The following is a 6,518-nucleotide window of genomic DNA, read 5'->3' on the forward strand; positions in this document are numbered from 1 at the left end:
AGCCGTTGTTTACCAACCAGAATGTATGTTCCCCGCTCGCGGGCCATGTCTTGGGCCTGCCTGTAGCTGGCTTCATCGTTGAGGAAGTGGCTGGGGCTGCTTCATTTCTGAAGAGGTAATTGATGTTCTGACGGGTAAGTCAGCCCATTTTTACTTCACCGGAAACTGGTGGGGCAGCCCCACCGAATCGGGCCGCCAGCCCAGTTCCCGGCGGGCTCTAGCCCGCAGCGCCGTTTCGTACACCTGCTCGTTAAGCATATCCAGACTTGCAGCAAATATATTACCGGTGCGTCGGCCGGTTTTCTCTAGCAGCAAATAACTGTGATGCCCCAGCCAATGCCATTGCTCTGGTATTGTATCTGCCCGAGGTGAACCGTACCGAGCCGATAAGTGGTGGAGCAATTCGGTATAAGCTGTGGGTGATTTCAAGGTTGCATCAACGCCAATGAAGCGCCCAAGCCGGAACCAGTAGGTGAGTGGCACTCGTACTCCCGCCAGCGTAGTGGTATCGCCGGGGCGGCTGTAGAGGTGCGTCGTGCGCCAACGCTTACCAATGCCCCTAATTCTTACGAACTTTTTGTCAAAGCCCGCTATCTGTTCGATGCGTGCCCCAAACTGCAGGCCACCCACGCCGTTGGTTTCGTCCAACGCGAGAGTCGGCGGACTTTGCGTAGGCATAGCTGCTATTGGTAAGACGGCAAGAGCCAGCAAGAGTGCGGTGCGGGAGGCGCGCAGTAATGGCATGTGAATCAAACGTTGCAGCATGTAAGGGTATTGATAGGTTTCCCGGCCTACTTCTGTCCCGGAATCCTGATACCGCGCTCGGCGGCTACGTTCCGAATCAGTTCCTAGGGGCATTAGCACGGGCTCCAAAACTCTACTTCTTGCAGGCGGCCTTTCTGGAATATCAGGTTTAAGTAAGTGTCCACTTGCTCTCCCTTATAGTAGAAGGGCAAGTTCATTACTTCACCTGGCCGGCCGATGGCTGGCGTCTCTGCTTGTTTAGCTGACTCGGGGAAGAAGCGGCGGACGTCCTCCAGGGTGGTGTTTTTATCGAGGACGAGCTTTCCGATTTTGCCCTGAAACTTGCCCGACGTAACATTAAATTTGTACAGCATCGCCTGGCTGCCATTCACCTCGTACATCGTTTTGCCATAGTACCAGAAGTCTCCGTCTGGGCTATTCATGGGAATGTCTAGCTGGCTGCCGCACTCAACGGCTCCTTTGGCGATGCTATCTGGGCGACCGAGCTGGTTCTTTAGCTGTTTGGTGGTCTGTTGTACCCAGGGCTGGCCGTTGATGGTGACCATACTCAGCTCGATATGTTCTGAGGTATCTAGTTCGGGCTTAACTGGCTGTACTTTGGCGGGCTCCTGCCTGGCTGGCTGCGGGGCTGCGGCATCGGACTTGGGATTGCTTTGGCAGGCAGCCAGACAGAAGAGTATGGGAGCTAATGGCAAAAGGTGTTTCATGGGGACTGACAGATATGCGTGCTACCTATAATATAGGTAATGAGAAACGCAAGAACGTCATGCGGAGCGTAGCGCAGCATTTCGCGTGTGGTAATAAATAATTACTCAAGCAAGCGAGATGCTGCGCTACGCTCCGCATGACGACCTCTTGTCTGGCCCTCTCCCTGGAGAGGGGGAGCCTGACGAGTGTGGTGTAGTGGAGAAGGAGCCAACAACTTCCTGGTGCCTCAGTGGGGGCAGCAAAGAGTGGACAAGGCACTGAAAACGAAGCTCAATCAGGCGGCTGTTAGCCCACGTGAGGGCTGCCTCCGGCGGCGCCGGGTAACAATTTCATCACGGGCGCGGTATGGCGCCATAGCGCACGGTTGCGTTGGATACTACGCTACCGGCAACTCAACGCAGCACTTTGTATGCATTCTTCCTCCATTCTTTCGATTGCCCTACTCGCGGCCAGTGGCCTGGTTTTGTTTCTCTATGCCGTGAGCCGGCTCGCGCTGGCCCTGCGCCACGTGGCTGGCGAGCGGGTGAAGGGTGCCCTCGACCGTTTTACCAAAACCGTTCCGGCGGCTATTCTGACCGGCACGGTGGTCACCACTCTATTGGATTCCTCGTCGGTGGTCATCATTCTGGCCATTGCGCTGGTGAGCTCGGGGGCGCTGCCGTTCCGTAATTCCCTGGGTGTGGTGCTGGGCGCCAACATCGGCACCACTATTTCCAGCCAGTTGTTCGCCTTCGACCTGGGGCAGTACGCGGTGGTGGCCATGCTGCCGGGCTTGCTGCTGCTGTCGCTCAGCAAGAAGCGCAATGGCCGTACGGCGGGGCGGGCGCTGTTTTGTTTCGGGCTGCTCTTTTTCAGCTTGTTTCTGATTGGTGAGGCCGCCGCCCCACTCAAGGAATACCGCGGCGTGGAGGCCTGGCTACTCAAGCTGGAAAGCCCCATTCGGGGCGCTGGGGCCGGCGCCCTGCTGACCCTGGTCCTGCAGTCTTCGTCGGCCACGCTGGGCATGGTCATTAAGCTGGCCGGCAAGGGCCTGGTCACGCTGCCCGCCGGGGTGGCCGTGATGCTGGGGGCCGAGCTGGGCACCTGCTCCGATACGCTGTTGGCCACGATTGGGCGGGGACGTCCGGCCCTCAAAACGGGGCTGTTTCACTTGTTTTTCAACATCATATCCATCAGCCTGGGCCTGCTGCTGATTGAGCCATTCACGGCGCTGGTGCTACGGCTCGCCGGTGAGAACGACGTCGACCGGCAGATTGCGCACGCTCACGTCCTGTTCAACGTCACGGGCGTGCTCCTGTTTGCGCCCTTGGTGCCGCTTTGCCAGCGCGCGCTCGACGCCTGGCTTCCCGAGGAGAAGCCCGCGGCCAAACCCGCGCCCGTTCGGGCGGTTTAACCGTATGAATTCTTTCGAATCAAGCGGCAAAAAGCAATGGACATGAGCACCGATTATAAACCTGTTGATTGCGGATTCTACGATGAGCTGGAAGCCGCCGCTACCCAGCGTCGCCGCGTGGCCCTGCAATACTTCAACGACCTGCGCCAGCTCTGCCTAGATTCGGGCGTGATTGACACTCTTTTCGTCCGCGACAAAGTTGAATTCATGCGTCTGAAATCGGGCGAGGAAATCCGGCTCGACCACATCATGCGGGTCGATGATAAGCCCGCACCCGGCTACTCAGATTACCCGGATTTCAGCTGTGCCTGCTGAAGTGGCTACAATTAGAAATAGCATCTTCTCTTCCGCTTACCGTCTTTTTGACGAGTAAATTAACCAATGCATACTTTTCCAGCCACTGAAATACATCAGTAATAACTTCACTGGATTTGGATTCCAAATCAGCTTTGCCGTCAGAGCTCTGCTTCATTTCATTATGGCTGTGGTCATGATTAGGATAGACCTTGTACAGCAGATTTGTTTTACCCTTTCTCACAAATTCTAACGCCGCATAATCGGAGTTGGCTATATTAGTCGATTCGTCTTTACCTGAAGCAATATAAAGAATGGGTATACTGAGGCTGAGCATGTTTTCTAGCGGTGTCTCCCTCAAGTAGCTATACCATCGTTTATAAGTCAGTCCCCACCATTTTTTTGTTACGGATTCCGGTTGGCTATAAATGTCTTTTTGCACTCGATACAAACTATCCACAATAACCTGTGCCTCCGTCTGAGTAAGCTTATTGGCAGCCATCTGTTAGCGCACATCAATTATTCTTTCATAAATATGGTCTAAAGCATTTGTATTCATAACTACCACCTTAGCTACTCTCTTATTCAATACCGCTACTTTAGCGGCTACTTGTGCCCCTTCCGAATGGCCCGCTACATATACTTTACCAGGCGTCACAGGCAATTCCTTTAGTAAGAAGTCGATTGCTTTAGCCGCACTTTCGGCACGCCAGTCTTTCGTAGAATTAGCTACGGCAAAAGCAGTTACCGGATAACGGATTCTGGGTGTAGCAACCGAATCAAACAAGGGGAACCCTGCTTTATTAATGTACACAATATGGTATTGGTCTTTGAAATTTTGAAAAGCTCCAAATATCGTATTAGCGACAAAGTTTGCTGATTTCACATATATAAAAGTCGGGCTATCACCCGAACCCTGCAAAAGCAACAACAAGGGCTTCCGCTGATTAATTGAGCTCCCTTTCAATACTCCAAGCTGGATTTCTCCTAATTTTTTATCCTGTATTTTGTATAGTTTTATCTCAGAGAGAAAGTCTCTTTTTTGCGCAAATAAATTATTCGCAAGAAGTAAAAACGTGGCCAAAGCAACCAGCTGACAAAGTCTTTTCATTACAAGATTGGATTAAGGATACACATCATTTGAAATACTAGGCTGGCGTTCTAGCGCTTGGCCCCTCATCTGACTAGCGCGTTATTCAATAGACTTGTTCCTGAATTAGCAAAACCTAAGAGGACCGTCATGCTGAGCTTGTCGAAGCATCTCTACCGCTTCGTTGCAGCATTTGAGTTAGTTACGCGGTAGAGATGCTTCGACAAGCTCAGCATGACAGACGATTTTTCTTTAATCTCTTAATTCAGGAACAAGTCTAATAACTACTATACTACCAGGTCACCTGTAAATCAAGACGCGACGGTAGGTAGCGTCAGCGTCAGCTCCGTGAACTGGCCTTCCTCGCTTTCCAGCGTGAAAGTCCCGCCGTGGCCTTTGGTGATGATGTCGTAGCTCAGCGACAGGCCCAGGCCGGTGCCCTGGCCGGTGGGTTTGGTGGTGAAGAAAGGCTGGAAAATTTTCTGCTTCAGCTCGGCGGGCACGCCAATGCCATTGTCGCGAATCTGGATTTTGACCTGCTCCCCTTCCCGCTTCGTGCGCACGCTGATTTCGGGCTGATAGCCGGGCGCGTGGCTGGCCTGCTTTTTCTGCACCGCGTAAAAAGCGTTGCTGAACACGTTCATCAGCACCCGGCTTATCTCCTGCGGCACCACTGGCACCGGCCCCAGGTTGGGGTCGAGGCTGATGGTAAGGCGCGCTTCAAAAGAGCTGTCCTTGGCCAGCACGCCGTGGTAGGCCAACTGGGCGTATTCTTCCGTCAGGGCATTCAGGTCCGTCGGCTCCTTCTGGCCCGCGCCCGAGCTGCTGCGGGCGTGCTCCAGCATGCCGCGCACGATAGCCGAGGCACGATTGCCGTGCTGACTGATTTTTTGCAGGTTCTGCTGCACATCATCGAGCAGATCTTGCTCCAGCTCCGGGTCGCGCGGTTCCTGCTGGCGGGCTTCCTTCAACTCCTGCATTAGCTCGTTGCTCACTTCCGAGAAGTTATTGACGAAGTTCAACGGGTTCTGAATCTCGTGCGCGATGCCAGCCGTCAGCTCGCCCAGCGATGCCATTTTTTCCGCTTGAATGAGCTGGTCCTGGGTGGTTTTCAGCGCAGTCAGGGTTTGTTGCAGGGTTTCCTTTTGCTCGCTCAGCTGGCGGTTGGCCAGTTGCTTGGCCCGGTTGTTTCGGCTGAGTACGAACGCAAAGCCCATGAGCCCGGCAACGCAGCTCGCCAGCGCCAGCACAAACTGTTGCTGCCGACGGGCGGCCTGCTCACGCAACAGCCGCTCCTTGGTCAGCCGCTGAATCTGGGCTTCTTTCTTCAGCAGGTTCTGCTTGTACTCCAGGGCGGCCAGCCGGCGGGTGGTGGCCTCGGCGGTCAGGCTGTCTTTGTAGGCGCTATACTGAAGGAAGTAGCGGTAGGCCTGGGCATAGTCACCCTCTTTAGCGTAGGCCTGGCTCAGGGCCTGGTTGCTGTCGCGGAGCTTGCGCTGGACTTTGAGCTGCTGCACCACCTGCGGCGGGTTGCTACTCCGCGTGAGCAGGGTGTCGAGCCACTTATCGATTTGGTTGAGCTTCAGTTGCGCATTCTGCTTCCGCACGCCCCCGTAGATGACCTCCGGCGATAGGACTGCCGGCGATAGGACTGCCGGCTCATCGTCGGCTGGTGGCGGCGTCGCCCGACCTCGGGCCCGCCGCTTCTCGCTTAGTGCTACGGTACTCCCCATTGCTTCGTTAAGCAAGCGAAAAAGAGACGCAGAATAGCTCAAGAAACTAGGCGACGTTCTGGCATAACGCCCCTGAAGTCGGCCGAGCTGGCTCATAGCCCACCCTGTTTCGCTCAAGTCGTGCAATTGCGGGGCTATTTTTTCGGCTTCCTGCAACAAGGCCTTCGCTTGCTCTGGTTGCTGCTGCCGCAACCGAATGCCGGCCAAGTGACTCAGCGCCACTACCTGGCCCGGCAGATACGCTAGGTGGCGGGCTTGGGCCAGGAGCGAATCGGCTGTTTCAACAGAGCTGATTGGCTGTTGCAGGGCCTTTTTTAGAAGGACCACTTCGCTCGTCGGGCGCGCGGGCCGGCTCACCACGACCACGCTATCATCATCGTCATCAGTCTGGGCCCGGCTGGAAAAGCTATTCAGGCTCAATACCAATAAAAGGAGGAAACTACCGAGGCGAGAAAGCTGCCGCATGAGACGCGAAAGAAAGCAAGTAAGCCTTAGAAGCTGTTTGAGTTAGCAAAATTTGAGGATTGGGCGAATG

General features: G+C 54.8%; 7 protein-coding genes. 2 read left to right on the plus strand and 5 right to left on the minus strand.

Going from position 1 to position 6,518, the window contains the following annotated elements; genetic code table 11:
- Positions 1-150: 150 nt before the first annotated feature.
- Both WX88_RS17865 and WX88_RS17870 read right to left on the minus strand, forming a co-directional pair.
- A complete protein-coding gene (locus WX88_RS17865) occupies positions 151-765 on the minus strand; it encodes a hypothetical protein (RefSeq protein WP_231590738.1) in 615 nt (204 codons plus the stop codon).
- A gap of 92 nt (positions 766-857) precedes the next feature.
- Positions 858-1,472, minus strand: coding sequence for a hypothetical protein (locus WX88_RS17870; protein WP_046245761.1), 615 nt, complete (start codon positions 1,470-1,472; stop codon positions 858-860).
- A 410-nt stretch (positions 1,473-1,882) separates the two neighbouring features.
- Here WX88_RS17870 and WX88_RS17875 point away from each other — a divergent pair, with 410 nt between their 5' ends.
- The gene (locus WX88_RS17875) at positions 1,883-2,866 is read left to right on the plus strand and encodes a Na/Pi cotransporter family protein (RefSeq protein WP_046245762.1); all 984 of its coding nucleotides are present in this window, start codon (positions 1,883-1,885) and stop codon (positions 2,864-2,866) included.
- A 42-nt stretch (positions 2,867-2,908) separates the two neighbouring features.
- Positions 2,909-3,181 carry a hypothetical protein gene (locus tag WX88_RS17880; protein ID WP_046245780.1) on the plus strand — a complete coding sequence of 91 codons (273 nt, stop codon included), beginning with the start codon at positions 2,909-2,911 and terminating at the stop codon, positions 3,179-3,181.
- Here the strand turns inward: WX88_RS17880 and WX88_RS17885 are convergent.
- The 3 genes from WX88_RS17885 to WX88_RS17895 form a co-directional block, all read right to left on the minus strand.
- On the minus strand, positions 3,165-3,662 hold the full coding sequence (locus tag WX88_RS17885) for an alpha/beta fold hydrolase (RefSeq protein WP_046245763.1): 498 nt from the start codon (positions 3,660-3,662) through the stop codon (positions 3,165-3,167). The two genes, WX88_RS17880 and WX88_RS17885, sit on opposite strands and share 17 nt — an antisense overlap.
- Before the next feature lie 3 nt (positions 3,663-3,665).
- Positions 3,666-4,271, minus strand: coding sequence for an alpha/beta hydrolase (locus WX88_RS17890; protein WP_046245764.1), 606 nt, complete (start codon positions 4,269-4,271; stop codon positions 3,666-3,668).
- 290 nt (positions 4,272-4,561) lie between these two features.
- Positions 4,562-6,448: an ATP-binding protein gene (locus WX88_RS17895; RefSeq protein ID WP_046245765.1), complete on the minus strand. Its 1,887-nt coding sequence runs from the start codon at positions 6,446-6,448 to the stop codon at positions 4,562-4,564.
- Positions 6,449-6,518 lie beyond the last annotated feature (70 nt).

Origin of the sequence: Hymenobacter terrenus, from assembly GCF_000972495.1 — a bacterium.
Taxonomy (GTDB): Bacteria; Bacteroidota; Bacteroidia; order Cytophagales; family Hymenobacteraceae; genus Hymenobacter; species Hymenobacter terrenus.